Source organism: Prochlorococcus sp. MIT 0701, from assembly GCF_000760295.1.
In the GTDB taxonomy this organism is placed as follows: domain Bacteria; phylum Cyanobacteriota; class Cyanobacteriia; order PCC-6307; family Cyanobiaceae; genus Prochlorococcus.
The window spans coordinates 43,509-69,849 of the sequence record NZ_JNBA01000007.1 but is presented as its reverse complement, the minus strand read 5'-3'; the positions used below and the strand labels follow the sequence as shown (position 1 = coordinate 69,849).

At 49.6% G+C, this 26,341-nt stretch carries 24 protein-coding genes and 1 pseudogene; 18 read left to right on the top strand and 7 right to left on the bottom strand.

Annotation, left to right across the window (positions count from 1 at the left end; all coding sequences use genetic code 11):
• From EV12_RS01355 to mnmE, 3 genes and pseudogenes are all read right to left on the bottom strand, one after another.
• Positions 1 to 398: pseudogene (locus EV12_RS01355) on the bottom strand (carbamoyl-phosphate synthase); the annotation flags it as partial.
• Positions 399 to 519: 121 nt separating this feature from the next.
• On the bottom strand, positions 520 to 1,413 hold the full coding sequence (gene nadC, locus EV12_RS01350) for a carboxylating nicotinate-nucleotide diphosphorylase (protein WP_081939894.1): 894 nt from the start codon (positions 1,411 to 1,413) through the stop codon (positions 520 to 522).
• A 97-nt stretch (positions 1,414 to 1,510) separates the two neighbouring features.
• Complete coding sequence (mnmE, locus tag EV12_RS01345; protein WP_152562344.1) at positions 1,511 to 2,908, bottom strand: tRNA uridine-5-carboxymethylaminomethyl(34) synthesis GTPase MnmE; 1,398 nt, start codon at positions 2,906 to 2,908, stop codon at positions 1,511 to 1,513.
• A gap of 65 nt (positions 2,909 to 2,973) precedes the next feature.
• On the opposite strand from mnmE, the gene EV12_RS01340 reads away from it, so the two are divergent.
• Both EV12_RS01340 and EV12_RS01335 read left to right on the top strand, forming a co-directional pair.
• Complete coding sequence (locus tag EV12_RS01340; protein ID WP_036911056.1) at positions 2,974 to 3,477, top strand: DUF2062 domain-containing protein; 504 nt, start codon at positions 2,974 to 2,976, stop codon at positions 3,475 to 3,477.
• A 268-nt stretch (positions 3,478 to 3,745) separates the two neighbouring features.
• On the top strand, positions 3,746 to 3,937 hold the full coding sequence (locus EV12_RS01335) for a hypothetical protein (RefSeq protein ID WP_036911054.1): 192 nt from the start codon (positions 3,746 to 3,748) through the stop codon (positions 3,935 to 3,937).
• Between the two features lie 405 nt (positions 3,938 to 4,342).
• On the opposite strand, the gene EV12_RS01325 is transcribed toward EV12_RS01335, so the two are convergent.
• The gene (locus EV12_RS01325) at positions 4,343 to 4,795 is read right to left on the bottom strand and encodes a Paralytic/GBP/PSP peptide (RefSeq protein ID WP_241466529.1); all 453 of its coding nucleotides are present in this window, start codon (positions 4,793 to 4,795) and stop codon (positions 4,343 to 4,345) included.
• A 1,138-nt stretch (positions 4,796 to 5,933) separates the two neighbouring features.
• Here EV12_RS01325 and EV12_RS13875 point away from each other — a divergent pair.
• The 3 genes from EV12_RS13875 (at position 5,934) to EV12_RS01315 (ending at position 8,469) form a co-directional block, all read left to right on the top strand.
• Entirely contained in the window at positions 5,934 to 6,077 is a 144-nt protein-coding gene (locus EV12_RS13875) for a hypothetical protein (protein WP_193742104.1), read from the top strand.
• Between the two features lie 227 nt (positions 6,078 to 6,304).
• A complete protein-coding gene (locus tag EV12_RS01320; protein ID WP_036911049.1) occupies positions 6,305 to 6,622 on the top strand; it encodes a hypothetical protein in 318 nt (105 codons plus the stop codon).
• Positions 6,623 to 7,347: 725 nt separating this feature from the next.
• The gene (locus EV12_RS01315; RefSeq protein WP_036911047.1) at positions 7,348 to 8,469 is read left to right on the top strand and encodes a mechanosensitive ion channel family protein; all 1,122 of its coding nucleotides are present in this window, start codon (positions 7,348 to 7,350) and stop codon (positions 8,467 to 8,469) included.
• 1,260 nt (positions 8,470 to 9,729) lie between these two features.
• Here EV12_RS01315 and EV12_RS12995 read toward each other — a convergent pair.
• Positions 9,730 to 9,891: a rubredoxin gene (locus EV12_RS12995; RefSeq protein WP_072014248.1), complete on the bottom strand. Its 162-nt coding sequence runs from the start codon at positions 9,889 to 9,891 to the stop codon at positions 9,730 to 9,732.
• Positions 9,892 to 11,964: 2,073 nt separating this feature from the next.
• Between EV12_RS12995 and EV12_RS01305 the strand changes: the two genes are divergently transcribed.
• The 4 genes from EV12_RS01305 (at position 11,965) to EV12_RS01290 (ending at position 16,192) form a co-directional block, all read left to right on the top strand.
• Positions 11,965 to 12,312 (top strand): hypothetical protein, encoded by a 348-nt coding sequence (locus EV12_RS01305; RefSeq protein WP_241466528.1) that lies wholly within the window; start codon positions 11,965 to 11,967, stop codon positions 12,310 to 12,312.
• 1,079 nt (positions 12,313 to 13,391) lie between these two features.
• A complete protein-coding gene (locus EV12_RS01300; protein WP_241466527.1) occupies positions 13,392 to 14,069 on the top strand; it encodes a hypothetical protein in 678 nt (225 codons plus the stop codon).
• A gap of 129 nt (positions 14,070 to 14,198) precedes the next feature.
• Positions 14,199 to 14,513 (top strand): hypothetical protein, encoded by a 315-nt coding sequence (locus tag EV12_RS01295; protein ID WP_036911039.1) that lies wholly within the window; start codon positions 14,199 to 14,201, stop codon positions 14,511 to 14,513.
• On the top strand, positions 14,513 to 16,192 hold the full coding sequence (locus EV12_RS01290) for an ABC1 kinase family protein (RefSeq protein ID WP_036911037.1): 1,680 nt from the start codon (positions 14,513 to 14,515) through the stop codon (positions 16,190 to 16,192). Before EV12_RS01295 ends, EV12_RS01290 begins: the two co-directional genes overlap by 1 nt.
• Before the next feature lie 45 nt (positions 16,193 to 16,237).
• Here the strand turns inward: EV12_RS01290 and eno are convergent, their stop codons facing one another.
• Positions 16,238 to 17,533 (bottom strand): phosphopyruvate hydratase, encoded by a 1,296-nt coding sequence (eno, locus tag EV12_RS01285; RefSeq protein ID WP_036911035.1) that lies wholly within the window; start codon positions 17,531 to 17,533, stop codon positions 16,238 to 16,240.
• A gap of 145 nt (positions 17,534 to 17,678) precedes the next feature.
• Between eno and gloA the strand changes: the two genes are divergently transcribed.
• The 8 genes from gloA (at position 17,679) to rplL (ending at position 24,487) form a co-directional block, all read left to right on the top strand.
• Entirely contained in the window at positions 17,679 to 18,080 is a 402-nt protein-coding gene (gloA, locus tag EV12_RS01280; RefSeq protein WP_036911033.1) for a lactoylglutathione lyase, read from the top strand.
• Positions 18,081 to 18,085: 5 nt separating this feature from the next.
• A complete protein-coding gene (locus EV12_RS01275) occupies positions 18,086 to 20,866 on the top strand; it encodes an ATP-dependent Clp protease ATP-binding subunit (RefSeq protein ID WP_036911031.1) in 2,781 nt (926 codons plus the stop codon).
• Between the two features lie 73 nt (positions 20,867 to 20,939).
• Positions 20,940 to 21,212, top strand: a complete 273-nt coding sequence (gene secE / locus EV12_RS01270; RefSeq protein ID WP_011131450.1) for a preprotein translocase subunit SecE — start codon at positions 20,940 to 20,942, stop codon at positions 21,210 to 21,212.
• Between the two features lie 69 nt (positions 21,213 to 21,281).
• Positions 21,282 to 21,953 carry a transcription termination/antitermination protein NusG gene (gene nusG / locus EV12_RS01265; protein WP_036911080.1) on the top strand — a complete coding sequence of 224 codons (672 nt, stop codon included), beginning with the start codon at positions 21,282 to 21,284 and terminating at the stop codon, positions 21,951 to 21,953.
• A gap of 109 nt (positions 21,954 to 22,062) precedes the next feature.
• On the top strand, positions 22,063 to 22,488 hold the full coding sequence (gene rplK, locus EV12_RS01260; protein WP_036911027.1) for a 50S ribosomal protein L11: 426 nt from the start codon (positions 22,063 to 22,065) through the stop codon (positions 22,486 to 22,488).
• Between the two features lie 85 nt (positions 22,489 to 22,573).
• Positions 22,574 to 23,281, top strand: coding sequence for a 50S ribosomal protein L1 (gene rplA / locus EV12_RS01255; protein WP_036911025.1), 708 nt, complete (start codon positions 22,574 to 22,576; stop codon positions 23,279 to 23,281).
• A gap of 236 nt (positions 23,282 to 23,517) precedes the next feature.
• Positions 23,518 to 24,045: a 50S ribosomal protein L10 gene (gene rplJ / locus EV12_RS01250; protein ID WP_036911022.1), complete on the top strand. Its 528-nt coding sequence runs from the start codon at positions 23,518 to 23,520 to the stop codon at positions 24,043 to 24,045.
• A 49-nt stretch (positions 24,046 to 24,094) separates the two neighbouring features.
• On the top strand, positions 24,095 to 24,487 hold the full coding sequence (rplL, locus tag EV12_RS01245) for a 50S ribosomal protein L7/L12 (protein ID WP_036911021.1): 393 nt from the start codon (positions 24,095 to 24,097) through the stop codon (positions 24,485 to 24,487).
• 280 nt (positions 24,488 to 24,767) lie between these two features.
• Here the strand turns inward: rplL and EV12_RS01240 are convergent, their stop codons facing one another.
• Positions 24,768 to 25,505 carry a DUF3747 domain-containing protein gene (locus EV12_RS01240; protein WP_036911019.1) on the bottom strand — a complete coding sequence of 246 codons (738 nt, stop codon included), beginning with the start codon at positions 25,503 to 25,505 and terminating at the stop codon, positions 24,768 to 24,770.
• Between the two features lie 61 nt (positions 25,506 to 25,566).
• Between EV12_RS01240 and EV12_RS01235 the strand changes: the two genes are divergently transcribed.
• Positions 25,567 to 26,340 (top strand): ribonuclease H family protein, encoded by a 774-nt coding sequence (locus EV12_RS01235; RefSeq protein WP_036911016.1) that lies wholly within the window; start codon positions 25,567 to 25,569, stop codon positions 26,338 to 26,340.
• Position 26,341 lies beyond the last annotated feature (1 nt).

Sequence of the window (26,341 nt, the reverse complement as noted above, 5' to 3'; positions counted from 1 at the left end):
ACGACGCGTGATTGCGCAATCACCATTGAGCCAGCGGTAGCCAAGCCTGGTTGAGGTGCTGATCGTGGTACCAGCGACATCGGTGTTAACGATGCTGCTTTCTCCATCACGATCACCAAAGTTGGCATTGGCTAAGGCATCAAGGAAGAAGACGCTGTTCTCACCAACAGCAATCGGCAGAAACGCGCCAATACCTGCCTGGTTAGGAGTTCCAGCTCCTTACAGTGCTCCTTGAAAACCCCAGCTGAACTGCACAGCATCCTTGAAGTTGATCTCCATGACACCGAGATCTGCTGCCCTGCCATCGTCTTGAGCAGCGACTGGTTGCAATGAAGAACCAGCTAAAGCAAGAGCACAGCACCAGCAAGCGACAGAAGAAGACGAAGGGAGCGCTGCACTGTGACAAAACGCTTATAACGTCAACTAATAATGTTGCAAGACTGGGGTCCAGAGCAGCGCTTTAGGCAGTCGTTGAGTTGGCTAGCAAGATTGGCTTAAAACAGAACAACCTCGCGCAACTTAGGCAGGCCTCGTTGATTCAAACCGCATGCTGATATCAAGCCAGGGGCTGCGCGTCACTGGAGCACTCGTCGAGATCAAGTCAATCCCCGTTGCCGCGTAGGCATGCAACTGGGCAGGATCAACACCAGACGCCTCCAGAACCACAGACCCTTCAGCTCGCTGCTCTGCCAATAGACGCAATCGGGGCACCAGGCTTTGAAGCGCCTCAGGGGAAAATTCATCTAGCAACACACCATTCGCTCCAGCCCGAAGCGCCTCATCAGCCTGGTCGGCAGTTTCCGCTTCAATGATGATCTGAGCTGGCCATGGTGCGCTTGTGCGAACAGCGGCGACAGCCACGGCCATGCCTCCAGCCCAAGCCAAGTGGTTCTCCTTCAGCATGGCGGCATCATCCAACCCACAACGGTGATTCACTCCGCCACCGCAACGAACGGCGTACTTCTCCAAAACACGTAGCCCAGGAGTGGTCTTGCGGGTGTCAGCCAATCGCACAGACGACCCTCGCAACTGATCCACGAGCGCGGCAGTTGCGGTTGCCACGCCAGACAATCGCATCGCCAAATTCAGTGCTGTTCGCTCAACAGCCACCAACGCTGAGGCCTGCCCCTCAAGCTCAAGTAATTCTTGGCCAACTGAAACTGAAGCCCCTTCAGTGACGAGAAGCTGCACCCTGGCCTTTGGATCAAGCGCATGCAGCAATGGCTCAACGAACACTCCCCCACAAAACACACCATCGGCTTTAGCTCGCCAGCAAGCACGTCCATGACAACCAAGCAAAGCAGGTGCCGTGAGATCACCACGACCGATATCTTCTGACAACCAGCTCTCAAGCCTGCTGCGCAGTTCTGGCGTCAACGTCAGCGAAGGTGAAGAGACTGGCATGGAAAACATCTTGCAAACAAAAATACAAGCTTTCGAGGAGTGATTGGCTAGGCAGAAAAAAGCATTTAGACACTAGAAATTAACACTAGTGTGTTTCTATTTTCACCTACTTGCCAATACAAAAACGCGAAAAGATTCGATCAAGCACAGCTTCTGTGATCTCCTCGCCAGTGATCTCCCCCAAGCTGCTGATCGCTTGCCGCAGGTCAATGGTCCAGAAATCCCAGGGCAACTTTTGCTCTGCTGCTTCCTGCGTGCGAGCCAAAGCAATTGCTGCTGCTGCGGCAAGATCTTGCTGACGTTGATTGAGAGCAACCACCAACCCCTGCGCTTCGCTGGCACCACAAGTCTTCAAAACAGCCTCAATCAAGGCCTCTTCTCCTTGCCCTGTGAGTGCGCTCAAGATCACATCGACAGTCTTGCCATCGACCTGATTGCCACGCGAAGCAGCCATCGAGGCAGGCTGAGCATCAGCTTTGTTACCCACAAGCAGCCTTGGTACATCGTCTGGGATCTGCGCCAGCAGCGCAGCATCCTCTGCTGTCCATCCCAGGCTGAGATCAAACACCAAGAACACCACATCAGCCGCAGCGAGAGCTTGATGACTACGGTCTATCCCAAGTTGCTCCAACGCATCTTTGGTGGCGCGAATACCTGCGGTGTCAACCAAGGTGATCGGCACACCCTCCAGCACAATCTCGCTCTCCAAGACATCCCTGGTCGTACCAGGAAGATCCGTCACGATCGCCCGCTCCCGGCGGCTGAGGCGATTCAACAGGGAGCTCTTGCCAACATTAGGGCGACCAACCAGAGCCACCTGTAACCCCTGACGCAGCACATCACCACGCTTGGCATCTTCAACAAGCTGTTCGAGCTCTCGCCGCACGCACTGCAACTCAACCAACAGCTCAGCACCATCAAGAGGAGGGAGATCCTCCTCAAAGTCAACTCTTGCCTCCAGCTCACTGAGCTGATCCAACAACCTTTCCCGCAGAGAGGTAATACGGCGCTGAATACCTCCATCGACTCCCGTCATCGCCAATTGGGCTGCTCGACGACTACGCGCCGCCACAAGTTCACTGATCGCCTCCGCCTGGGTGAGGTCAAGCCGGCCGTTGAGCACCGCCCGCTGGCTGAACTCTCCAGGTAGTGCCCGACGCACATGCGGCTGAGCCAACACACGCTCAAGCACCCGCTGAACAGCCATCAATCCACCATGACAGTGGATCTCCACAACATCCTCGCCAGTGAAACTGCGTGGACCCTTCATCAGCAACACAAGAACTTCATCGATCCGTTCCTTGCCGCTCTCATCCATCACATGGCCATACAACACACGATGACTAACCCAAAGTTGTTGCCCCGGGATCGACACCACACTCCGCCCAACGACCTCAGCCGCTGGCCCAGAAAGGCGCACCACAGCAATACCCCCTTGGCCTGGTGCAACCGCCGTTGCCACTGCCGCAATCGTTTGCTGATGGGGGATAGGAGAAGACATCATCTCTGCCACCTTCATCCCTTCCTACGATCAACGCCACCCTGCAGCACCATTGCTTCGGTCTGGCCATGATCCAGCAAACCCTCCAGGGAATCAGCAGGCGGCTGCGCCGCTGGCTTGTTTGGCTCTGGCAGCAAGAAGGAACGCCCGGGCAACGGGCACGAGGGGTCGCAGCGGGAGTGTTCAGCGGCTGCTTCCCTTTCTTCGGATTACAGACACTGCTGGGTGTCGCCTTAGCCAGTGTGGTGCGCGGCAACCATGTACTGGCAGCTATAGGAACCTGGATCAGTAACCCGATCACCTATTTGCCGCTCTATTGGTTCAACTATCAAGTTGGCTGTTACCTGATTGGCCAAGGCCAAAATGACTTTGACCTCACTCAACTCAATGACCAAGATCTTTGGACTCAAGGCTGGGCCTTCAGCACTCGCCTTTTACTTGGATCAAGTTTGGTAGGAGCAATCGCAGCTCTATTCGCAAGCTGTGTTGTCTATGGGTTGCTCAAAGGGCCAGCAAAAGCAAAATCGCGACAGCGGATTTATCGCAGGCGAAGCCAAAGTAAACATGACTAAACGGAAATTAGACTCCCTAGGCTGAGATCTACTGAATTGCAATCCTCTTAGGAATCAAGCGAAAGGCCTGTATTGAATGTCAAAGATGATGGGGCAGTCGAGAGTTATCTCAATAGCTATAATTATAAAAGATTTAATTTTATCGCCGCAAAATCACAACATCTAGCTACAGTTAATGCGATCAAAAGGTTGACAGAGGCATCTCCTCCGACCTTGAGTTGGTGAATCTCACGATCCTAAATATCAAGTAAAGAAGCTAAGATAGCTTATGCCTCCACTACCCCCGCGACTGATACGCCGTGCACTTCTTCTCGATGTGGTGCTGGCGTTGGTCTTCCTCAGCCTCTCTTTATTCGCCGAAGAGCAGGTCTGGCGTTTGATCTGGGGTGGCGGCGCCTTGCTTGCAGTGGTTGATGCCTTAGTGGCCAATCGATTCCTTGACGAAGAAGACTTGGACTGATAAAAATAACTACAATTTTCTGTATTTGAGCTCTTCCTTTATATAGCGCTCTATGGAAATGTACTTATTGTTTGCAAAATATGGACTTCAATACGAAAGTTACAAGTGTGTAAAAAATCAGTCCGATGACAACCTCAACTCCTGGACCAGTAAAAGGCAACAGAATTGATGCTAGTTCGAGGACTAACGCTATTATGGCGATATAACGTACGACAATATAGACACTAAAAAAGATCAGCACCCAGGAGAAAGGTCTGGAACGTGAGGGATTCAAATACTTAAGTACTTGAATGCTTTGGGCATAGATAAATTTGACCAAAGACCTGAGGCCATCTATTAAGTTTAAGTATCTTCTTTGTAGTCTTTGCTTGATGTTCATCTTAGCAACTACTACCTTCTCTAATGCTAGCGTTCTATCAACAGTGATGCAGTATTAAACTCATTGTATTCACCATCAGTCCAGCTGTATGCGACATCCGAATCCACCTGCTTTACCTTCATACTCTTGCGATCTGTCTTGAGAACCTGCCCTCTAGCCTTGAAATTTCCTTTTATTCCATCCTTATTGACTTGAACGTATATTGCTCCAACTTCAAAGCCCCTATCACTGCAAAATATATCATCAAAACAAGTATGCACAGTAACTGCATACTCATCAGATACAAAACCAGCACCAGCAGCGTAAGTATTTGAACATCTCCAACTGCCTCCAGTTATCAAGCCTGACTTTGCACCAGAGGCTAAATTTTGATTCCATCCAATAGCCTCAAATGCTGCACAACCAGCTTCAGCCCTTACGGGAAGGGAGCAGCCGGCTCCGCAAAAAGTCACCACTGCTAGGAAAATAGCCTGGGGCAAGAGATGAAATGTGTTCAGGTGGAGGGGCAAGAGCAGTATTGGCTAGCGGTGGAGGATGATCCAATAACCAAGATAAGACAAACCATTTACTTGGCAGAAGTTAATCCTTGGTAAATTTAAGAGATGTAGCAGGAATGCTAAAACTCGAGACCAATAGATCAAAACTTTGGCCATTGCTAATCGAGACTTTGTTAGCAGTCAACACATTTCTATTGACTGCTAATCCGGCATGACTAAGGCAATTGATTGAAGATGATTGTCTTAAAAGTAATCACTCATCACGCTCAATGCTGAAGATTCTCGGATCACTCAGGCTACTTAGTAGGTCATCAAGGATCGAATTGATTGATTATAAGTAGAAGGTGTCGTAGCAATAATAGAGCTTTTTGAGTGTTATATTAAAACGATACCTTCTAAGAAACAAGAATTGTTTAGCTCGTGATTGTGCGACGTTTCAATGCAAGAAAGCCGCCAAATACAATAGGTATAAAAGCTACCAGTGCTGCAATTGCCAGGATTGTAGGAAGCGAAAGATCGGGCATCGTCTTAGTACAAGTGACATGCCTATTTTAATCAAATGTCAAGGTCACCACAGGAGGGCCAGGGTCATGTTGCATCAACAACATATATAATTCTTTCTGGTCATATCGCACAATATATATATTATTGCAAAGCATTCTATGGTCAAGTGAAACAAATACTCACAGCCGTCTTCTCTGTCATGTTATCCACCATATCTGCAGAGGCTCAATCGACATCCTCCTCCTTTCGGCAAGCTTGCTCAATGACTGTTGCAGGTCAGCCAACGATTCGCATACTGTGCCGGTGGATGTCAAACGCTGACACGGGCAACACCATTTTTGTGGACAACGCAAGCACTGGCGAAACCTACGAACTCAACGGAATCTTTCCGGAGTGGCGTGCTGATCCTACGAATATCAACAGTAAGCCTTGTATCATCAACAAATTCAAGACAATTGTCTGTCAGCTGTGAATCAAGCTCTTATTATTTTGATTCTATCCATGAGGTCTGCTTCAATTTAGATATTTATAATGCTTCTTATGGGAATTGCCTAAAGAAGGGCTAGCATCTAAGCTGCAAAGGCCTTAAGTCTGCCCTAATGGATCGGAAGCCAACATGAGTAGCAGTGAGAAAGAGCTCGATCTGCGGATTGATCGTCTTCAAAAAGAATTAGCATTGGCCGAGCAAGAAAGAGATATTCTACGTGCGACTATGATGCAGAAAAAGATTCTCATGAGACTCCTTAAAGAGAATCCTTAGAAGCGGGATTAAAGCTAAGTCGCATATGGAGTTCTTTATATTGGTCCCATAGAAACTACCTCTCATTTACATTTAAACTGACGATCAGATTCATTTGGGTTGCAGGGAGATGAAACATTGAATTAGCCAAGTATTCACCTAGCTCCTATCAAGTAGGGTGGGCTGAATAGCAACAACATTGGTTCACAGATTTTAGTCAACTTGTTTTCAAGAGCAGGCCCCAGATAATGCTTGCTGAAATCGAATCATTTTCTTTAAAAGTAACAACCAAATCGCACCTTCACCACTACTTAAGATGGGGAGCAGGTGCTTGTCGCACTCGTTTTGCTTTGATTCCTATTAAGCTAGACACCATAAAAGAGAAATCTCCTATGGCTGTCAAATTCACCTTTGAATCTCAGACGGAGATTTATTACATGTTGAAGGCATTAAACCAGACTCAATGGTGTGTTGAGAACGGATTGCTTGAAATGGACAGGAAGTCGCTCAAAGGTTTTCAGACATTACGCAAGAAGTTTGCCGACTTTGCATTAGCGAATCCATAGCTTCGATCTTCATTAGTAGATTTCCTTGTCTTCCTTCTACTGACAAGGCTTCTTTGACTTAACTTAAGCAGACTTGCTATGATGGGAACTAATCTCAGGCTTAAGCTGACTGGCTAATTCTTGTTTAGTAGCGTTCCAACTAGGCTTGAGGTATTTGCATCAACAGGTGATTGCTTGGGTATCAATTAGATTTTTTGCACTTGATTAGGTATGAACTCAATCATCTCAGGCAAGAAGCTGACCCTTGTTAACATCAAGTCATTTGGTGTGAAAGCCATCACCTCTAATCAAAAGCACATCGTAAACTTGCTTAAAGAAATGCTGACTGCATAACCAACAGCAATCTGCGCGTCTTCAGCAGATGAGCAAGAATCAATCAGATTGTTTAGCGCGACTGAAGATATAGGCCTCAGCAACACGGTCTGCTTCAGGATGGAATCAGCATTGCCACCAGTGACTGTTAGCTTCCTTGCTCTCATTGATCTAGTTTTTCTGTCTCTACATGTTTGCAATGGTCTGAAAGATAGCTTCATCTGATTCACTGAGAGACAGTGCATCCATGTTTTGTAGATCAAGTAGTAGAAAAACCCTTGCTGATCAGACCATTTTCTTGAGAGGGGCTTATCTTGCTCTTAATCAATTGTGACTGCTGTGATAAAGGCAGTTTTATATCTACCCTGATTCAACTTTCCTCAGTAAGATTTGCTCAAACCAGATCAAGCCGCATGCCCGATACGCAACACGAGCTGCTCAACAAGATCGATTTTTTTCAGAGTCAAGAGGGGGTCCTGGTCGGAACTGTCTTCTTAGCTGTTCTTTGGTTGATACTCGTTCTACTGGATAAGTACGGAAGGCGGATTGGCCCTCTGGTAGCGAGATCCATCCGAAGGCCCTTATTGCTTGGATTTAGTTCAGCTCTTTACTTGGGTTGGCTGTTACACCTCTTGGAACTGCAAGCTAAGGCCTTATTGCCCATTAAAAGTTCATCAGTCTCAACTGCTCTGGTGGTGATCGCTCTGGGCTGGGCCACGATCAATCTCGGCCGGGCACTGCTCCTGCAATCGAATCGCATTCAACTCTGGCTGAAGGTAGAAGATCCCAGAGATGAGGCCATGTTGACCACCTTATTGGATCGAATTTTCACCATTGGAGTCATTGTTTTAACTATCGCGGCCCTGATGGTGACTTTTGGGGTGTCTACCGCAGCAGTAGGCGCTTTGCTTGGTGGAGCAGGGATTGGCCTCGGCTTTGGGACACAGCAGATATCCCAGAATTTCCTTGCAGGGTTCATGCTCTTTTTTACTCGTCCATTCACAGAAGGTGACTGGATTTGCGTCTCAAGCTTTGATGATGGAACAGTTGAGAAAATTGGCTGGTATCACACCCGCATTCGCACCTTCGACCGTAGACCACTCTATATCCCAAATTCGATATTTGCGACTAAACCGATCGAGAATCCTGGACGAATGTATAACAGAAGAATCAAAGCCAGCATTAGTCTTCGCTACGAAGATCTGCCTCGTATCGAGGCGATTACCAAGAATGTTCGAAGTCTGCTGTTAAACCATCCAGACATTGATCAAAAACAGACCATCTTGGTGAATTTCAACGAATGGGATAGCTCCTCTATCAACATGATGGTGTATTGCTTTACTAAAACAACTGTTTGGAAAGACTGGCTAGATATTCAACAGGAGGTCTTCCTCCAGATTGCAAACATTGTTCAGAAAGCTGGTGGTGATTTTGCGTTCAATTGCACCACCCTCTACCCGGCGCCAAACCTAAACAATGATAATCCAATTAGTCGCTTGAGTGAAGATCTAAAATCGAACACATCGCTGCAGTAAAAAAAGGCTCGAATCTATAATGCATAAACATGAGTTAAACGGCTCGGGGGATTTGATGTGCGGCTGCTACAAAGCCCAACCATTAGATTTCATTTAGAAGAATAATTTTGGCCTTAATCTCCTATGTTGTAAGTCAGGCATGCAAGGGGCGAATGAGCATGGCAGTATCCACATCTAGCAATGAAAGGGGTTAAGCTTGAGTTTTATAGTTTATTTCCTTTTGCATAGGGTGAGTTATCATAGGCTTTGGTTAATAACTGACGGTATTCTGGATGCCATTGAAGGTTAGGACGGCTTCGACGTGCATTAAGGAGCATAATAACTCCAAAGATGAGCACTAATGACGCCTGACAAGAGGCGAAAAGTGGAGAATGACTGAACAGATTAAGCATAGGGCTTCATTGGCCATCAATATCATTATATTGGCTAGTCAAGAGGAGATTTCAATCAATCAGGTTTTTGATTTATAGACTTGTTGGCTTTATCAAGCCATATGATAGGTAGTGTTCAATTAGAGATTCAGAATCTCCGCTTTGAAAGCCATGAGTGCACTAATAAGCAAACTTACCGTATTATCATGGTCGCTCATATTTACTACACGGCCAGCAAGAAGATGCTGTGCAAGATTTAACCTCAGCCAGTGCCTTTCACATGAGGGTACTAATCCAAATAATTGGTCAAGTAATCACCTCCTTTGCTTAATCGTTCAATGTCATCATATCGAAAGCTGCCTGTGTGGATGAGGCAGTTACGTACATAATAGATGCTGATTGAAATATATTCTCAATGCCTCAGGCAATGCTTAGTTGGATGAATTCCAAAGCAATGGCTTTTAAATACAGTAATTATAAGGACAGCAATGAATTAAGAAAACATAGGACTTCGACCAACTGAAGGTTTTGGACAACACATTTATCCCCAAAATTCTTTGAGGAGTCCCGCGTCTTGCATATTTCTTATTCAATTATGTAGTGTGGTCAGCTCTTAAAGCTTGCGGACAAAATTAATTCCGTCTTTTTTGATCTGCTTCCAAGCACTCGCAAAGAAGTCTGACCTGGGGAATATCTTCTAGATTATTGTCGACAATCAAATACACCTTAACGCTCATCATCTCTAATTAGAGGCCACTTAGCCATTGATAATTACCAGGTTTTATACTTGGAGGTCTATTTGAGTGTTGTTAGCGGCTTCAAGGTTTTGATGATTTCATCCCACCATGTACTTTTGCAGTCAAAACATGATTAATTTGAGATCGCAGAATCAGTTGCATGGTTTAAATTTTCCTTTTCCTACTTTACATTGTGGACATTTCCAATCCCTGGGCAAATCAGCAAAGCTCGTACCTGGTGGAATCCCATTTGTTGGATCGCCAACTTTCGGGTCGTAGATATAGATACAAACCTTGCAGGCGTACTTTTGCATTGTGCCATTTGAGCATGTCCTTAGGCTATTATAGTTCCTCTTCAACTAGCACTGTGAGGATTGGAAAGTAGATTATGGATTCCATTCCTTGGGACATAATAGGCGCTATCATAATATTGCTAATTGGTGTGGGATGGTTTTTGTACTACATATTTACGATGGATAGTCAAGAGTAGCTCCCTTTCGTAGCCTATTGGGCTCTTAAGGCATTTGCGCATGATCGCAGTTGGATTCCATAAATTCACTATCATAGAAGAATCATGCCAGCATGCTACTTAACCGGCATCTTATTTTAGGTGTTGGAACGATATTCTTTTTACATCCTTTGAGGATGAATCGCTCTTAGCTGCTGGATCTGATACGGCACCATTTTGCAGAGCTTATTTTTTACAGAATTAATCTCGCTGGAAGATCTCATACAGTACGTTTACTCAATGGACAACATGATTTACTGATGCTATCAGCCCTAAGATATTCTTTAGCTAGCGATCCTTGTGTTGATTTCGATGAACAAGGGCCCCAGTAAGATTGGCATTCTGCTTGCAAGTAATAAAAAGCACTTCTTCGTAATTAGAGAATTTCAGCAGGAGAATGCACCCTATTTTCAAGAAGATTTGAAACTCGATTGAGCGGGCTCAAGATGTCTAGTGTGTGTTTGCGAAATATCAATCTCTTTTAATGAATTAGCGCCTTCCCGGGCTACTAAGTATTAGGAATAACGACTATTTTTTGGTTGACTTTATTATACCTAGATCTCTTTCTCTCAGCTCTAGCTTCTGGCAGCATCTGAAAAATATAACAGTCGCCAGAGAGTGCACAAAAGGGTAATGGCAATGATTAATGCAATAGGGTGGCCCATATAGGCTTAGAAGCATATATTCACTATTATAGAGACAAGTCAAGGCCTGAGCCTATATTTTGATGCTCAATAGCATAATAGAGGCTTATTCTCTATCATTTCAACTAAAAGCTAGTGATCCTAATACCTTTCTGCAAAGCTACCTTGAACAATGTAAATACTAATTCGGCTTGCCCCCTAGAGCTCAATCTGTAAGCTTTTGAGCGAGACAGTGTCTTAATATTTCCCCTAGCCTCCCTACCCTTTTTTACTTTCCCTTCACGTTTACGACCGGCCACTCCCCTCAATATACTTGTGCACTATTTAAATTTATGAGTGTTTATACAGATTGTCCTATTTCATTTCTCGGCGATACTTTGAAAATATTAATATCTTTTGCCATGAAATTTACTTTTGAATCCCAATCAGAAATTTATTACATGCTAAAAGCTTTGAATGAAACCCACACTGCCATAGAGAATGGCCATGTGGGCCTAATCAATGATCAAACTCGTAAAGAGTTTGATTCATTGAGAGATAAATTTCAAGACTTTGTCCTTTCCAATCTCTAGCTGTTTAGGCGCCTAGTGGTCCGCATAATTTATTTGGTATGAAAGAGAGAGCTCCCTTCCATAGCCTTTACTGCAAAGATCAATTCAGCTGCTCTCTTGCCACACTCCCTCAAAGTGTGTCATAAGAGCCTTACGCTCCAGCTGAATGCCTTCCTATTTTTTGCAGGTCAATCTTGTCAGCTTATTTAAATGAATATATAACCACACTACTGCTTGTATTTCTATAAACAGTTTTGAAAATCATTTCCATGGCCTCGGATTCAAAGCATGCTGCTATTGATAACATATTGATTGAGTCATCGCCCCACTTTGATTGAATTCACAACGACCTATTTTCTTGATAGAAAATATCGTAAGTTCGCAGATTATTTTCTATCAAGAAAACTTTCTCTAATCTTTCTATCTTGAGGGGAAAAGCCAACTGGTCTCCAACGTACTCATTGCTAGATTTTCAACTTTCAAAGATCATATCAATAGTCCTAGAGTTTATCGACTTATTTTTCAGGCTAGTTAATAGGGCATGATTCAATCGATCATCAAGAGAATAGTATTTAAGAACAAAGCCAATTAAATTAAAAGTTTCGCTTTTCGTGTTAGGGGCTGTTATTATATAATTAATCAAGTGCAAGACAATTGAGAACATTAGCAAGTCTCCCGATTTTAATGACCAGTCTGCTTTCATTTCTATTCTCTGGCCCAAGTAATGCTCAGGCTCAATCACCACAAGCAGTCGACATCAAAATCAATGGTGACAAAGGAAATACCTACTTTTTCCGTCAAGCTAATGTTGTCTGTGAAGATAAAGTCAGCGCTTATCAATTCCCTGCATCAACTTGGTGTGAGGTGAATGGTTTTTCAGAAAACCTTGCAGGACAACGCAAACCTTACACTGGTTGGAAACTTTGTGCCATTACATCTAGATATCTTGCGCCTCCAGAATATAGTAATGTCAATTCAGTAACCTGTACAGCTGCACGCAAGGCCGGAAAACTTCCTGAGCTGATTGAGTAGTGCTGCAGTTGTTTGTTTTCTACTGATTTAAGAGGCCACCAGACCTTATGCTCCCAAGTTCTTCTTTTGGGTATTAATTTTTTGCTTTGGTTGAATTGTTAGAAGCTTTTCTATGATCAAAAATTTCCCCTATATGAACACTTCCTAAAACGATAACGCCAATCATGATTGGCAGCTATGGCTAGCTGACCATTCATTATTTTCAGTTTTTCCTATCAAGCCTCATAGTAGATTAAAGCAATTATTATTAGCAATATTCTTATTGCATAAGTGTATGAATGAACACAAAGGTGAGCCTGTAAAGTAGAAATCATATGTTGATGAAACCAACTTAACTCTCTCTTGAATCCTGCTTTCGGCAATACCATCGGGCGTAATATTTTTCGAGTGATTGGGAGGAGAATTCATGCCCATCAAGAGTTCATTCACTTATCAATTCGTCAATGCGTCTGAATTGGCCAGGTTGTCAACATTGTTTGTACCAATAATGGACATTGGTCCACGTTGCAGGGGAAATGTCTACTGAGCTTGGTTTAAACACACTGGAGCTCCCCCCATGCTCCAGTGATCTCTATCTCTTAGTCTCTTGCCATGCAGCCACGGATTTTTCAAGTTCATTGACTTAGCCAGCCATGAAATGGCTCATTTCTTTTTTGAACAACGAATTTGCGTGTGCTTGCTGAAGCTAATGATGATGCAGAAAGTCAGACTAGTCAGACGTACTTTTACAAGAGTCTCAGGCTTCTAATGACTTACTTTCTATCTCAGACTATCGATGATGCCATGACATGAATGGCTTGGATAGCGAGCTACTTTGCCTTTTGTCTATAAACCTAAGGTCGCAATGATTGGGAAGCCAGCAGTGTGAAGCTTTTGGCAACACTTAAGTAATCCGGCTCTACGTCTATACATTCTTCAAAGCTTCTAGTCTCAATCTTTTGTAATTGCATCTACTTTGACCCATCTAAGTATGGATGATTTGTAAGTCTTGATCGAGCTATCACTGATTGGCATCAGGGATTATTTTGCCCTTGTTTGAACTTTAAGGCTGCTCAAGACGACTGGATATGCTTGATCACGTGGCCACACCATCACCTACTGAGCAGAAGAACCGCAAACGCCCACGCTTTTGGCTTGGACCTTTGTTGGTGGGTGGGTGTTTTGCCCTGGGCTATGGCATGACCCAGAGGATCATGATTCTGCGTGGGAACATGCAGCAGCCTCAGCAGCAGTCTTTTGGACCAACTCCTTTTCCATTCCCTGGAGAGCGCCTAGAAGGACTGCGTCGTCGGCATGGTGGCAGCAGTGCAGATCTTCAGGCGGACGTCGCTGCCAAAGAGGCCAAAGTTGCAGCCAAACGTAAGGCCAAAGAGCAGGCTGAGAAGCAGGCCAAACAGCAAGCAGAGAAGTTGGCTGCTGCGGCTGCTCTTCGCCGTGAACAGGAGCTGCAAGCGATTCGCCAAACCACAGAAGCCGACGCGGCAGACCCCGGTCTGGCTGACCCCGGTCTGGCTGCTCCAGAACTGCCTGCACCAATCACACCTCAGCAGACAATCCCTGCTCAGCCAGTAGCTCCAAAGCCCAAGCCTGCGAACACACCAGCATCCAACCCTCTTGGCAGGCCAGCGCCCCCTCAGCCAGTAGCTCCAAGACCCAAGCCTTCAAGCACACCAGCATCAGATTTCCTTAGGAGGCGGGACTCCCCTCAATCACCTCAATCACCAGTATCAGACTTTCTTAGGAGGAACTATCCCTAAAAGCCCTTGAAAGTGATCACACCATTTCCAAGCGCCCCACCTCATACTTTTACAAGGCCTCCCACCGCTCCTTAAGTGCTTTGATTGCGAGTTGGATCTGCCACAGTTTCAGGCATCCGTGCTGTGGTCATGAGTTCTCCTGATTCCCTGCTCAGAGCGACCTTGAACCGCTTAGCAGCTCGATTGGGTCATGGGCTTGCTGACGCGGCTGCTGGCCTGGCATTGCTGGCCCAGGATGCTCCAGAGCGCGTTGGCAAGGAATGGGATCTTTTTCAGCAGGAGGTGATTGCAGAGGCCGACCGTCTGGAGCATGAATCTGGCGAGGTCGGTGAGACAAAGGCAGCCTCATCGCCAGTTCCTAATGAAGATCAGGCTCAGGATCAGATCGATCGTCTTAGGGCAAAGGTGGCAGACCTCAATCGCCAGGTTGAGATCAACCAGTAATGGCTTGTCCGTCCCTGCTGGTAGCGATTCGGCGTGGGCTGCGTGCGCTGCGTATTTGGCGTGCAGTTTTGACGTTAATCATCTTTGTTTGGTGGGATGCCCGTCAATGGACTTATCCAGGTGGTTGGACCAGTGAGCGGCGGCAGGCCCGCCAAACGGTTCGAGCTCGTTGGCTCACCACAGAATTGCTCCAACTTGGTTCCGCTTTTATCAAGCTTGGCCAGTTGCTCTCGGCACGTCCTGATGTTTTGCCAGTTCAATGGGTATCTGAACTGGCCGATCTTCAGGACAAAGTCCCTGCATTTAGTTTTGAGCAAGCTCAAATTCTGCTGGAGCAGGAATTGGGGGACCGCTGTGCAGAGATCATTGATCTTGATGATCAGCCCCTTGCAGCCGCCTCCCTAGCTCAGGTTCATCGCGCCAGTCTGCGCAGCGGTCGGCAAGTTGTCCTGAAGATTCAACGGCCCCGCTTGGAGCGATTGTTTCGCCTGGATTTGGAAATCATGCAGCAGGTCGCTGCTGTCCTTCAACGTCACCCAAAATGGGGGCGTGGACGCGACTGGGTGGCGATTGCTCAGGAATGCCGGCGGGTCTTGTTAAGGGAGCTCGACTTTCGTGTGGAAGCTCAGTACGCAGCTCGGTTTCGTCAGCAGTTTCTTGATGATTCTCGTATTCGCGTGCCTGCAGTGGTCTGGGAGCTCAGCACCCGGCGTGTTCTTTGTCTCGATTATTTGCCAGGCATCAAGGTGAATGATCTTGAGGCTTTATTGAAGGCAGGAATTGATCCCACGGCCGTAGCGGAGATTGGAGCCGCCAGTTATCTGCAGCAGCTAGTGCGGTTCGGTTTTTTTCATGCCGATCCCCATCCAGGCAACCTTGCCGTGGCCGCTGATGGAGCTCTCATTTACTACGACTTCGGCATGATGGGACTGCTCTCCGATTCTTTGCGCCGTCGGCTCGGTTCGATGATTCGTGCTGCGGCAGCTAGAGATGCGGCAGCCCTGGTTGAGGAGTTGCAGGCTGCGGGTTTGATTGCTTATGGCATCGACGTTGGGCCTGTGCGGCGGTTGGTGCGAGTGATGTTTCAAGACGCTTTGACGCCGCCCTTCAGCGCCAATGTGATCGAGAAACTTTCCGGAGATCTTTACGAGTTGGTTTATGGCCAACCCTTTCGGCTGCCAGTTGAGCTGGTTTTTGTGATGCGTGCTCTCTCCACCTTTGAAGGTGTGGGGCGAAGCCTCGACTCAGGCTTTAGTTTGATGGCTATAGCCAAGCCATATTTACTGCCACTGATGACTTCAAGCGGTTCTGGTCCAAACGATTTGCTCAATGAGCTCGGACGTCAAGTAGGTGCTATTGGCAGCCGGGCTGCAGCCTTGCCACGGCGTCTGGACGAAAGCCTTGAACGACTTGAACAAGGAGATCTGCAATTACAGATCCGGATGGGTGAATCCGATCGACAATTGCGGCGCATGATCAGCGTTCAGAAGGCCCTTGGTCAATCGGTGTTATTGGGCTCTCTAGGCATTGCAGCTGCTCTTTTGGGGGCAAGTAATCGGCCGATTTGGGCTGTCTTGCCGTTGGTCGCGGCTCTCCCGGTGGGCTTCGGTTGGTTCAGATTGCAGGTCAAGCTGGGACGTGAGGCGCGCATGGATCATGTGTCTAGTCAGAGTCGCTGAAGGGATTCCAAAGTGATACCCGGCGAGCCCCTTTGAGGCCTGTGCTTAGCTTCGCCCCCGTGGCCCTTGTCCTGTGGCGCCTGCATAGACCGCTTGACTACCGAGTTCGTCTTCGATTCGCAGCAGTTGGTTGTATTTCGCTACCCGTTCACTGCGACTTAGGGAGCCCGTTTTGATCTGCCCAGCACGGGTAGCAACAGCAAGATCGGCAATTGTGGTGTCTTCCGTTTCGCCGCTGCGGTGGCTGATCACGCTGGTGTAACCAGAGCGCCCAGCAAGATCAATGGCCTGAAGCGTTTCGGTTAGCGAGCCGATCTGATTCACTTTGATCAGAATGGAATTGGCTACGTTTTGATCAATTCCCTGTTGTAGGCGCTTAGTACTAGTCACAAAAATATCGTCACCTATCAGTTGGATACGCTTCCCCAATTTTTTTGTAAGTAGAGCCCAACCTTGCCAATCATCTTCTGCTAATCCATCTTCGATCGAAATGATTGGGTAGCGATCAACAAGTTTTTCGAGCTGATTGACCATTTCGGTACTGGTGTAACTCCCACCCCCAAAGGCATAGCAGCCGTCTTTATAGAACTCTGTGCTGGCTACATCTAGTGCCAAGGAAATATCCTTACCAGGCGAATAGCCTGCTTTTTCGATTGCTTGAATGAGCAGATCTCCTGCTGCATCATTGTTGGTCAGGTTGGGTGCAAATCCACCTTCATCTCCAACTGCCGTTGAAAGCCCCTGAGCACTGAGCAGGCCCTTGAGTGTGTGGAATACTTCTGCACCCATGCGAAGTGATTCTCGGAAGGTGCTTGCCCCATGGGGCACCAGCATGAATTCTTGAAAATCGAGATTGTTAGCAGCATGCGCACCACCGTTGATCACATTCATCAGCGGTACGGGCAGCAATGAGGCCATTGGGCCTCCCAGGTAGCGGTAGAGGGGCAAACCCAAGCCATTGGCCGCCGCGCGGGCAGTGGCCATGCTCACCGCCAGGATCGCGTTTGCGCCCAGGCTTGATTTGTTGTCGCTGCCATCAAGCTCTTGCATGGTGCCATCAACGCTGGCCTGATCTAGGGAGGAGATCCCACAGAGTGCTGGGGCAATCCGATCCTCGATATGGTTCACAGCCTTAATCACCCCTTTGCCCATGTAGCGGCTGTCGCCATCTCTTAATTCGTGCGCCTCATGGGCACCGGTGCTTGCTCCGCTGGGCACGATGGCCCGACCGATGGCACCTGCTTCGAGCAACACTTCTGCTTCAACTGTGGGGTTGCCGCGGGAGTCCAGAACCTCTCTGGCCACGATGGTGTCAATGACGAGGTCGAGGGAATCGATCACCTGTGACGAATTGAAGTTGCGTGGATCCTATGGTTTGCCATCCCGCGGACTGTGTACCGCCTAGCCCTTTTACTGATGCTGAGGCTGTTGTCAGTCGTAGAACGACGCAGAATGAACTGAGTCCTAAAGGTCAGGATCGCTCGAGATGCGGATGTTGCACACGATGCTGAGGGTGGGGGATTTGGATCGTTCTCTGCGCTTCTACACCGAGGTTCTAGGCATGCATCTTTTGCGGCGAAAGGACTACCCCTCAGGTCGCTTCACCTTGGCGTTTGTCGGTTATGGCGAGGAGAGTGACACCACAGTGCTGGAGCTCACATACAACTGGGACCAAGATCACTACGAGTTGGGAGAGGGCTATGGCCATATCGCCTTGGGCGTGGAGGATATTCAATCCACCTGCTTGGCTATCTCAAAGCGGGGGGGGCGTGTGGTGCGAGAACCCGGGCCTATGCAACATGGCAACACCGTGATTGCCTTTGTGGAAGATCCCGATGGCTACAAGGTGGAGCTGATTCAACTGGCCTCTCGTGAGGCCGTGAGCTGATCCCTATGCATCCTGAGACCAGCCAAGCGGCTTCCGCCCAGGGAAGTCTCACAAGTGATCCTGATCGATTCAGTGATGACGCTTGGGATTTGTTGCTTGTCGGTCAGGATGTCGCCCGCCGTTGGCGACATGGTCAGCTGGATGTGGAGCACTTGATCCAGGTGCTTTTCAGTGATCGGCGTTACAGCGATTGGGTGTTGGCTCTGCCCATTGATTCAACTGCGCTGCTGGATCGCTTGGAAGGTTTTTTGGCCGAGCAGCCGATGGCTCGAGGCGATGGGTTGTTCATCGGCGATGACCTTGAAGACCTCCTTGAAGAAGCAGACCGTTCCAGAGTTCGCTGGGGATCTCGGCTGATTGACGTGTCTCATTTGCTGATTGCGTTGGGGCGCGATCCGCGCATTGGGGCAGAGCTATTTGAAGAGCTAGGAATGCCCAGTGAACGCTTGGAAGCGGAGTTGAGACGCTTGCCCAAAGGAAGGCGCCAGTTGCGTACATCAACGCCGCCTTCTCCTCCTGCGCCAGATTCTGCGCCGCCTGCATCGGTGGCCTCACAAACGAGACCTGTCTCCTCTCCTGCCCCGCCGATCATCCAAGAACCTGCAGTCGCTGCTGGGGAGCCAACTCCATTGCAACTCCAGCAAGAACCTCAGGCTCTTGAGGCCTATGGTCGTGACCTTACCGCTGCAGCTCAGGCAGGACAGCTAGATCCTGTGATCGGTAGAGATCCAGAGATTCGCCGTTTGATCAAGGTTTTATCGCGTCGCGGCAAGAACAATCCGGTGTTGATTGGAGCTCCTGGCGTTGGTAAAACGGCCATCGCCGAGCTGTTGGCTCAACGCATTGTTGCTGGGGAGGTTCCTGATTCCCTGAAGGGTTTGCGCTTGGTCTCCCTGGATCTTGGTGCACTGATCGCTGGTGCCAAGTTTCGTGGTCAATTCGAGGAACGGCTTCGGTCTGTGTTGAAAGAGGTGAGCGATCCAGATGCAGGTGTGGTGTTGTTCATCGATGAACTGCACACAGTGGTGAGCAGCGATCGTTCCAGTGCGGATGCTGGAAGTTTGCTCAAGCCGGCTTTAGCAAGGGGAGACCTCCGCTGCATTGGGGCTACAACCCCTGAGAACTATCGCCGCACAGTGGAGAAGGATCAGGCACTCAATCGGCGTTTTCAGCAGGTTTTAATCAAGGAGCCGAGTCTTGAATTGAGCGTTGAAATCTTGCGAGGCCTGAAAGAGCGCTACGAACTTCACCACGGCGTCACGATCACCGATGGTGCGGTGACTGCTGCAAATCGCTTAGCTGATCGCTACATCAGTGACCGCTGCTTACCTGATAAGGCCATCGATCTCATCGATGAGGCTGCAGCCCAGCTGAAGATGGATGTCACCTCGAAGCCTCAGGTGGTTGAAGAGGCGGAGGCGGAGCTTCGTCGTGTCGAGCTTGCTTTGCTGGCGGCTGAGCAGGCACCGGAGGTTGAACGGGTTCAGTTACAGGCTGCTCGGATTGCTGCGGCGTCTCAGCTCACAGATTTACGAGAGCGCTGGCAGATCGAACGGGATCATCTGGCCGAGCTGCGGGATTTGTTGCAACAAGACGAGGATCTCCGCAATGCCATTGCTGAAGCAGAGCGACTCGGTGATCTAGAGGCGGCGGCACGTCTTCAATACGACCAATTGCATAGGGTTCAGCAACGACGGGCCGACCTTGAAGAAACGTTGGCTGTTGCCAAGGCATCTGGTTCGGCGCTCCTACGGGAGCAAGTGGAGGCTGAAGACATTGCCGATGTCGTTGCACGCTGGACTGGGATTCCTGTTCAGCGGTTGCTGGCTGCTGAACGGCAAAAGTTGCTAGATCTTGAAGCCCATCTTGGCGAGCGGGTGATTGGTCAGCCCGAAGCGGTTCAGGCGGTGGCGGCAGCGATTCGTCGGGCTCGTGCGGGCATGAAGGATCCGCGCCGTCCTGTTGGTTCGTTTTTGTTTCTTGGACCCACTGGCGTGGGCAAGACAGAACTAGCAAAAGCGCTTGCGGCCTCCTTGTTCGATGAGGAAGAGGCGCTGGTGCGACTCGATATGAGTGAATTCATGGAACGCAATGCCGTGGCGCGTCTTTTGGGGGCTCCTCCCGGCTATGTCGGCTATGAGGAGGGTGGACAGCTCACCGAAGCGGTGTGTCGCCGTCCTTATGCGGTGTTGCTTCTTGATGAAATTGAGAAGGCTCATCCTGATGTGTTCAATGTGCTCCTGCAGGTTCTGGACGATGGCCGTCTCACTGACTCGCAGGGCCGCACCGTGGACTTCCGTCACACCGTGGTTGTGATGACTAGCAACTTGGCGAGTCGCGCCATCCTTGATGCGTCTCGCTTGGCACAGCAGGAGGGGATAGATGGGGATTGTCTTGATCAGAGCCTGGCTCAAAAGGTGGATCAAGCCCTCAATAAGCAATTTCGGCCTGAATTTTTGAATCGCATCGATGAGGTGATACGTTTTCGGCCGCTCAAGGCTGATGACCTTCAGCGGATTGTGCAGCTGCAATTGGCCGATCTCTCCAGCCTGCTGGCTGAGCAAGGTCTTGAGTTGCGTGTGGAGGCAGACGCCGTTGAGGCTTTGGCTTTGCAAGGTTATGAACCGGAATATGGCGCTCGCCCTTTACGGCGTGTACTGCGTCGTCGGGTTGAGAACCCGTTGGCCACGGAATTGCTGGAAGAACGTTTCAGCGGTGCCCGCGCCGTGCGCGTGATACCAGGTGCTCAGGCCTCCGAACCATTTCAGTTCCTTCCTGAGGATTGAAACAGGTATCCGGTAAGGTGTTTGTTTGCCGGCGTGTGCTTCAGCACCGGCGATAGCCACCGGCCTAAGCTCCGTGACCAGCCCTATTTCCGAGGACACCACAGACTCCAGCGAATCTCCTGCCGAGGACACCACCGACTCCAGCGATTCTCCTGAAGCAGAACCAACCCGTCAGAGTGGGTTTCTTGCAGCAACATATGAGGAGTTGAGCCTGGTGGTATGGCCCAGTCGCCAGCAGCTGTTCAGCGAATCCATCGCCGTGATCCTGATGGTCAGTCTCTCGGCTGCATTCATCGCTGCCGTGAGTCGGTTTTATAGCTGGGCGTCGTCCCAGATTTTCGTTTGATTGTGTAGGGCGGTTTTGCTGTCTTGCATCAACCGTCTTTCCAAAACCATTAGCTTCTTATCAGCGCAAGTGTCAGAACTCGAGCTCACACCACAAGAACCATCTGAGGTTCTGGAACTGCCTGCTCCTAATGATGGAGAGGAGGGTACCAAGGCCCCAACTCCTGCAGCCAGAACAACCGTAGCCCGCTGGTATGCCGTTCAGGTGGCCTCTAGCTGTGAGAAGAAGGTGAAGGCAACTCTTGAGCAGCGGGCCGTCACCCTTGGTGTGAGCAACAGGATTCTGGAGATCGAAATTCCCCAGACCCCAGCAGTGAAATTGAAAAAGGATGGCAGTCGTCAGTCCACTGAGGAGAAGGTCTTTCCGGGGTACGTGTTGGTACGAATGGTTCTTGATGAAGACACAATGATGGCGGTGCGCAGCACCCCCAACGTGATCAACTTCGTGGGGGCTGAGGACCGCCGCGCCACAGGGAAAGCTCGGGGTCACATCAAACCCCGACCGCTCAGTCGTCAGGAGGTGGATCGCATCTTCAAGCGTGCTGCTGAGAAAAAGACGCTCGTCAAGGTCGATCTCGCTGAGGGCGATCAGATCCTTGTGACCTCGGGTCCTTTCAAGGACTTCCAGGGGGAGGTGATCGAGGTCTCTGGAGAGCGCAGCAAGCTGAAAGCTCTTCTCTCAATCTTTGGCAGGGAAACACCTGTCGAACTCGAGTTTTCTCAAATCAATAAGCAGAATTGAGCTAACGGCGGCCGTCTCCCTGCGGAGGGCGGCCAAAGAGGTGGGCCACCATCTTGCCGCACTTGTCCCAAGGGCCAGGTCATCCGCAATCGTTCAATCCCGCTCGTCCATGGCCAAGAAAGTTGTATCTGTGATCAAGCTGGCCCTTCAGGCTGGCAAAGCTAATCCTGCTCCGCCTGTGGGTCCTGCCCTTGGCCAGCATGGAGTCAACATCATGGCGTTTTGCAAGGAGTACAACGCTCGCACGCAGGACAAAGCCGGATTTGTGATTCCGGTAGAGATCTCGGTTTTTGAAGACCGTAGTTTCACATTCATTACCAAGACTCCCCCAGCATCAGTGCTGATCACGAAGGCTGCCGGGATTGAGAAAGGTTCTGGTGAGTCCGCCCATGGCAAGGTCGGCTCCCTAAGCCGTTCTCAGCTTGAAGAGATCGCCAAGACCAAGCTGCCTGATCTCAATTGCACCAGTATTGAGTCGGCCATGCGCATCATTGAAGGTACTGCTCGAAACATGGGCGTTTCCATCAGCGACTGACACTGATGTAGCGTCCGTCTTCAAGATTCATCTATTCACCATTTTCGGGGGAGACACGTTGTGTCGCCTGCACCCCTCATCTGCCATGCCAAAACTGTCTAAACGTATTACTAGTCTTCTCGCCAAAGTTGAAGACCGTGTTTATCAGCCTCTTGAGGCCATTCAGCTCGTCAAAGAGAACGCCACAGCGAAATTCGACGAAACCATCGAAGCCCACGTGCGCCTTGGGATTGATCCCAAGTACACCGATCAACAGTTGCGAACCACTGTTGCTCTGCCTCAGGGTACGGGTCAGAGCGTGCGCATCGCCGTGATCACCAGGGGAGAGAAGTTAGCTGAGGCAAAGGCCGCTGGGGCTGAGTTGGCTGGGGATGATGATTTGGTGGAAAGCATCGGCAAAGGACAGATGGATTTTGATCTTTTGATCGCTACCCCTGACATGATGCCCAAGGTGGCCAAGCTGGGCCGAGTGCTCGGTCCCCGTGGCCTGATGCCAAACCCTAAGGCTGGAACAGTGACCACAGATTTAGCGTCTGCGATCAAGGAGTTCAAGGCAGGCAAGCTGGAATTCAGGGCTGATCGTGCTGGCATCGTGCATGTGCGTTTCGGCAAGGCAAGTTTTTCCGCAGACGCCCTGCTCGATAATCTGAAGACGTTGCAAGAGACCATCGATCGCAATAAGCCAAGTGGTGCCAAGGGTCGTTATTGGAAGAGTCTGTACATCACCTCCACCATGGGCCCTTCAGTGGAAGTTGATGTGACTGCTCTTCAGGACATCGAAGAGGACGATTGACCTTGTTGCTGTAGGGTTGCCCCTTGGCGAAAGCCAACGGGCACGCGCCCGGCCCAAGACAACAGGTTGCCATCTTGCAGTGATGCTTCATGCATCAGTTGAGGTTGTTTAAATCCTGTCGAGGTAGATGCGAAGGTTTTTCCCTGTTGGGATTGGATCGACACGCGGCCTCTGCTCATTCTTGAGCACTTGGCGAGTGCGTGTCCAGCTTGTTCACCCGATCCGATCCAATTCCTATGGGCCGCACTCTGGAGAGCAAGCAACAGATCGTCGAAGAGCTCAAGGGGCTTCTCGGCGAGGCTGAAATGGCACTGGTCCTGGATTTTCAGGGTCTCTCCATTAAGGAAATGTCTGATCTGCGCACGCGTTTGCAGGCCAGCAACGGGGTGTGCAAGGTGACCAAAAACACCTTGATGCGCCACGCCATTAATGGGAATGGTGCCTGGTCGAATCTCGAATCCTTACTGACTGGTACCAACGCCTTCGTTCTGATCAAGGGCGATGTTGGTGGTGCTGTTAAGGCCGTACAGGCTTTTCAGAAGGACACTAAAAAATCCGAGACGAAGGGTGGTCTTTTCGAAGGCAAGCTCCTCTCACAGGGTGAGATCAAGGCTATTGGTTCTCTTCCAACCAAGGAGGTTCTGATGGCACAGATCGCAGGTTCCCTCAATGCCTTGGCCACCAAGGTTGCTGTGGGTATCAACGAGGTTCCTTCCGGCCTTGCCCGGGCGCTTCATCAGCACGCCGAGAGTGGCGAGAGCTGAACGTCTTCGATCCGACTATTTCTCCCTGATCTGTTGCTTAATCCAAACCATGTCTAAAAAAACCGACGACATTCTTGACTCGCTAAAAACCCTTTCTTTGCTTGAGGCTTCTGAGCTGGTTAAGCAGATTGAGGATGCTTTTGGTGTCTCTGCCGCTGCTTCTGCAGGCGTTGTGATGGCTGCTCCTGGTGCTGCTGGTGGCGCTGCTGATGAGGCTGCCGAAGAGCAAACCGAATTTGATGTTGTGCTTGAGAGTTTCGACGCTTCGGCCAAGATCAAGGTCCTTAAGGCAGTTCGTGAAGCCACCGGCCTCGGCCTGGGCGATGCTAAGGCCATGGTCGAAGCCGCTCCTAAGACCATCAAGGAAGGCATTTCTAAGAATGATGCTGAGGCTCTCAAAAAGGCCATCGAAGAGGTTGGCGGTAAGGTCAGCCTCAAGTGATTGCCAGCGGATAGCGACCTTCAGGTTGGTTGCTATGCATCCGTTTTTTTAACTCTTAGCCGGTCCTTCGGGGCCGGTGTTTTTTTTGCATATTGGCCACGCAAAAAAAATCCCTGCCAAAGGCAGGGATTTTTAGGTGGGACAGATTCAGGAGTCTTTCCTTGTTTCGACCCTGAACTGTTGATTCGCACCCCTCACAATATTAATGATATGGGACATTTTTTGGAGTTACTGGTGTTAAGGGGCGCTACGTCAACTGTCCTCTCTGCAGTGACCTACGTCAGGGACGATAAGGAATCACAACGAGTCGAATGGGGCCCTTGCCTTGTATGGCGCTGTTATTCCCTATTGAAATTGGGGGAGGAAGTGGTGCCTTGGGAGCTCCTAGTTGATTGAAGACGGAAGGTCCTTGATGAGCAGACGATTTAGCAATTAAGAGGTTCACAGGATCTGGATGAGCAAAGTAAACGTGGCTGAGTTTGCGTCCTTGATATGTGCGACGCTCCAGCTTCCAACCGGGTTCCAGGTTTAATTTCACAAATGCATCACGATTGCGTTGAGGAAGGATTGCGCTGGCAACGGTAATTGGAACCGCTCGCGCAGGATTGAGAGCTTTGAGTTCCAGACGTTCTCGGCTTTGTTTGATTCGCAGCCGAAATTTGTTAGCCACGTCTTCGCCACTACTTCGCAAGGAATAGCCGTTGCTGTCTAAATAACGATTGCAGATTCCTGCAAAGTTGAAGTTATTGAGGGTGGGATTGACCAATCCGTCTGGACGGGTTTCCCAGCAGAGGGGCAGGGGCTTGATTTGTTCGAGTACGAGCAGTTTCCAGCGATTTCCTCCCACTGCCTGAGCCAGTACGACCAAGCGTTCTTGGTTGAGAGGCTGACTGTTGAAAATCGTTTTGGAGATTACTGGCAAGGTCGTCAACAAAGTGAATAAACCAAGACCTAAAACCAACAGCCTGTTACCTGGCTTTCTCAATGCCATGAGGAGCTCGGGGTAGGTTCGCGACATAACGTCTAATTACTAAGGACCAAGCGAACCGTGTTGTACCAAACAACAGCAGACTTCTCAAATGGCTGATGGTCGTGGACGGGTTGTGGCTGCTGCCACTGATGGGGCTTGTAGTGGAAATCCTGGCCCTGGGGGCTGGGGGGCACTGCTGCGCTTTGAGGATGGCAGCGTGGAGGAGTTCGGAGGCTATGCGCCGGCCACGACCAACAACCGCATGGAACTTCAGGCGGCCCTTAATGTGCTGGAACAGCTCAAAGAGCTTCCTTGCCACCCCGATTTAAAGATCCGTACCGACAGCAAATATTTGATTGATGGTTTGAGCAAATGGATGGCGGGATGGAAACGTAAGGGTTGGCGAACGGCGGCTGGCAAGCCTGTGCTGAATCAGGATCTCTGGCTAGCTCTGGACCGTGCTCGCTTGGATGATGTGCCCCTGGCTTATGTGAAAGGTCACAGCGGTGATCCAGACAATGAAAGGGTTGACCAAATCGCTGTGAGCTTTTCCAAAGGTGGTGGTGCTCCAGCGTTGATGTCTGGACGGAGGTCAGCCTCTATTGCACTCGATCTTGTTGAGCCGATCAAAGAAACTGGAGACGGCGAAGATTATGCCCCTGCTCATTTGCAGCGGCTGCTCACAAGACTGGAGCTCGCTGATCGTTTAGCTGAGCGTGGCTATAGCCTCAGCCTGGTTGAGTTGGCCCAGTTGGTGGAGCAACCAATCGAGCAGCTTGCGGGTAAGACTGCCCCCTGGCATTGGCGCGATTGGCTATTGGAGCCTGTGGGGGAGAACCGCTGGCGGTTGCGCCGCTGCGCGGCAGGATCGGATCAGATCTGAG

Bases quoted from the DNA above. Each gene is read 5' to 3' on its own strand.
- nadC (WP_081939894.1), bottom strand. From the start codon at position 1,413: ATGTTTTCCATGCCAGTCTCTTCACCTTCGCTGACGTTGACGCCAGAA.
- mnmE (WP_152562344.1), bottom strand. From the start codon at position 2,908: ATGATGTCTTCTCCTATCCCCCATCAGCAAACGATTGCGGCAGTGGCA.
- EV12_RS01340 (WP_036911056.1), top strand. From the start codon at position 2,974: ATGATCCAGCAAACCCTCCAGGGAATCAGCAGGCGGCTGCGCCGCTGG.
- EV12_RS01335 (WP_036911054.1), top strand. From the start codon at position 3,746: ATGCCTCCACTACCCCCGCGACTGATACGCCGTGCACTTCTTCTCGAT.
- EV12_RS13875 (WP_193742104.1), top strand. From the start codon at position 5,934: ATGAGTAGCAGTGAGAAAGAGCTCGATCTGCGGATTGATCGTCTTCAA.
- EV12_RS01320 (WP_036911049.1), top strand. From the start codon at position 6,305: ATGCTTGCTGAAATCGAATCATTTTCTTTAAAAGTAACAACCAAATCG.
- EV12_RS01315 (WP_036911047.1), top strand. From the start codon at position 7,348: ATGCCCGATACGCAACACGAGCTGCTCAACAAGATCGATTTTTTTCAG.
- EV12_RS12995 (WP_072014248.1), bottom strand. From the start codon at position 9,891: ATGCAAAAGTACGCCTGCAAGGTTTGTATCTATATCTACGACCCGAAA.
- EV12_RS01305 (WP_241466528.1), top strand. From the start codon at position 11,965: ATGACCAGTCTGCTTTCATTTCTATTCTCTGGCCCAAGTAATGCTCAG.
- EV12_RS01295 (WP_036911039.1), top strand. From the start codon at position 14,199: ATGAGTTCTCCTGATTCCCTGCTCAGAGCGACCTTGAACCGCTTAGCA.
- EV12_RS01290 (WP_036911037.1), top strand. From the start codon at position 14,513: ATGGCTTGTCCGTCCCTGCTGGTAGCGATTCGGCGTGGGCTGCGTGCG.
- gloA (WP_036911033.1), top strand. From the start codon at position 17,679: ATGCGGATGTTGCACACGATGCTGAGGGTGGGGGATTTGGATCGTTCT.
- EV12_RS01275 (WP_036911031.1), top strand. From the start codon at position 18,086: ATGCATCCTGAGACCAGCCAAGCGGCTTCCGCCCAGGGAAGTCTCACA.
- rplK (WP_036911027.1), top strand. From the start codon at position 22,063: ATGGCCAAGAAAGTTGTATCTGTGATCAAGCTGGCCCTTCAGGCTGGC.
- rplA (WP_036911025.1), top strand. From the start codon at position 22,574: ATGCCAAAACTGTCTAAACGTATTACTAGTCTTCTCGCCAAAGTTGAA.
- rplJ (WP_036911022.1), top strand. From the start codon at position 23,518: ATGGGCCGCACTCTGGAGAGCAAGCAACAGATCGTCGAAGAGCTCAAG.
- rplL (WP_036911021.1), top strand. From the start codon at position 24,095: ATGTCTAAAAAAACCGACGACATTCTTGACTCGCTAAAAACCCTTTCT.
- EV12_RS01240 (WP_036911019.1), bottom strand. From the start codon at position 25,505: ATGTCGCGAACCTACCCCGAGCTCCTCATGGCATTGAGAAAGCCAGGT.
- EV12_RS01235 (WP_036911016.1), top strand. From the start codon at position 25,567: ATGGCTGATGGTCGTGGACGGGTTGTGGCTGCTGCCACTGATGGGGCT.